The organism is Bradyrhizobium sp. Kon58 (assembly GCF_055807455.1).
The window spans coordinates 1-2,321 of record NZ_JBVVOT010000078.1; the positions used below are offsets into that span (position 1 = coordinate 1).

A 2,321-nucleotide genomic window follows, 5' to 3' on the forward strand; every position below is an offset into this window, starting at 1 on the left:
CAGCCAAACCTTACGGGGAAAGCAGGGAATGGTTAGGCCCGGCGCGTCTTACCGGACAAGGACGCGTCGGGCCGCGAGTGCGTAAACGCGTATTACGCAAGCTGGCGGCGCCTTGTCTTGGGAAAAATACGGATTGGCTACGAGCGCTTGAGGCTGCGGCTTGCGGCTGCTGAAATCGGTCTGACCCCGGCCCCTCGGTTGCCGCATCCGGCGCACACAAACCGCGGCTCGACATCAGAGAAGCGAACGTGGTCCGGCCCAACGATCGGCCCTTAGATCAACGTGATGGCCGCAATGGCAGTGGACCAGGACATCGCGTAGGCCCATCTCGCGCATCTCGCTGAAGGTGCCTTCTGCATGCCGCATGCCGGTATCCAAGTGTCGTGGCGGCGAGCGGTCGGCCTGGCGCGGTCAGGGAACGTATTCGGCTTCAGGTCTTTCCCGTCCTGGGGCCGCTTTTTGGCAAACCTGACCGAAAGCTAAGTCACACACTGAAATGCGCGCCTATGGAAGTGGGTGGCATCGCCCCGAATGTCGCGGCTTCGATGCTGCCAGTCTAACGGATACCCTTTGGTACGGAGCCCGCCGGCTCCTTGAATCCTGGCGCCCAGGGGGAAGGCTCCGGGGCGGGCTGGCGGACCGTCCATGACGCGGCACGGATGCCTTCTTACGCGGCCGCCCTTCTCGTCATTGGCGCACAAGCTTGGACCGCATAGCGGTCAGCATGGTGTAGGCAAGGCGCCGCCAGATCAGGTTCATCAGGACTAACATGTGGCATCCCCGTGTTCGATTACGCCACTTTCGACCCCCTCTGTTTCAGCAAGATTTCGCGGGGCCGGGAAATGGCTTCGTGCGATTTCGGGGTCGCTTCCCCGGTGCAGGTCGGCATGGCGGCGAGTTAATTCACACCGCCAGGGAGGTCTAAGCGATCGGTATCATAATGGTGCCCTGTCGCGGCCGCCCTGCGGGTGGACGGGAAATCTCATTCTCCAATGGCAATCGGAACGCCGCGGCTGATCGTACAGAAATGGAAAAACTGCGGGGACCCGTCACGCTGGCGGGGCTTTCGGTTTTTGATTAGCTGCGGCACGACCGGCGCCTTTCAAGGCTTCGATGGTCTTGAGCCGCGTACCTCGTCGGGATCTTCCGCTTTGCTGCTTAGGCGCTGATGATCGGGAAACTCTCGTAACTAGCCACAGGTCGCTGCCGCAACTAGCGCATTCATAACGCTTCAGTTCGTAGCCTTTGGTGACGGGGAAAACAGCTTTGAGGAGTCGAGCTTGGCTGCAAACGGTGCATCCGGCTTCGCCAGTCACGATCGCCTCCCGCAAGCAATTTAGCCGCAATGACCGAAATCAGAACTGAGTCTCGGTTCAGGAGCAATAGCGGCTCACGCCGGCGGGGCCTTTTTTCGATGCGGCGGCCCGGTAGCCGTCCGGAGGTGTAAACGCCGGCCATTGGAATTACCCTTCTCACCTTTTGGCGGACCCGCATTGGCCCTCGGCGGTGACACGGACAAGGCACCAACCCTCATCTGCAACAGATGTCAGCGGCCAATGGAGTTTCTCGCGTCGCTGCCGGCAATTGCAAACCTCCCCGCCGCCTATGCCTACAGGTGCATGCCCTGCCTGAGAGTTGAAATTATCGTTCTGTGCTGAAGGAACGCGCCGGAGGATCAGAATTCGAGCGGCTGGCGGACGTTCGAGGTGCAAATTGAGGTATCGAACGGCATCGCGTCGCTCGACCGGTGCGGAGAACGTCGCCTCTGTCAGGCGGCCAAGCTCATGCCGCCGATCAGCATGGCTCGCGCAGCTTCGCCGCCGTGAGTCAGCCGGAGGGCGGTCACGATGACGGCAATTGCGTCGGGGTTCTTCAGAGCCACAGCAGGTTCGCTTCGCCAGCAAGATAGGTTGCCGGATGCCGCCCCTTTCACGCAAGCGATATCGAGCCATCGCGGAGATATCTCAAAGCGACAAATGCCACCGGCCCATCCGCACTTGCGGAATGCGGGCGCCGCCTTCAGGGTCTAGTCGTGTGGGTCGTTTCCCTTCGGCTCCTGCAAGAATTTTGGCATGTGTCCACGCGCTTCACGATCACGCGGGGCGGGGCGTTCGGACGGGTCGCGACCGAGCTTGGACTGCAGCTCGACGAGGTCGGTGAAGACGTCGGCCTGCCGGCGCAGCTCGTCGGCGATCATCGGCGGCTGGCTCGCGATCGTTGAAATCACGGTGACCCGCACGCCGCGGCGCTGAACGGCCTCGACCAGAGAGCGGAAGTCGCCGTCGCCCGAGAACAGCACCATCTGGTCGATGTGCTCGGCG

General features: G+C 61.8%; 1 protein-coding gene. It reads right to left on the minus strand.

What is annotated here, in order from left to right; genetic code table 11:
• Window positions 1–2,026: 2,026 nt before the first annotated feature.
• On the minus strand, window positions 2,027–2,321 hold a 295-nt coding region (locus tag AC0L20_RS39450), incomplete at its 5' end, for an NYN domain-containing protein (RefSeq protein WP_473295580.1).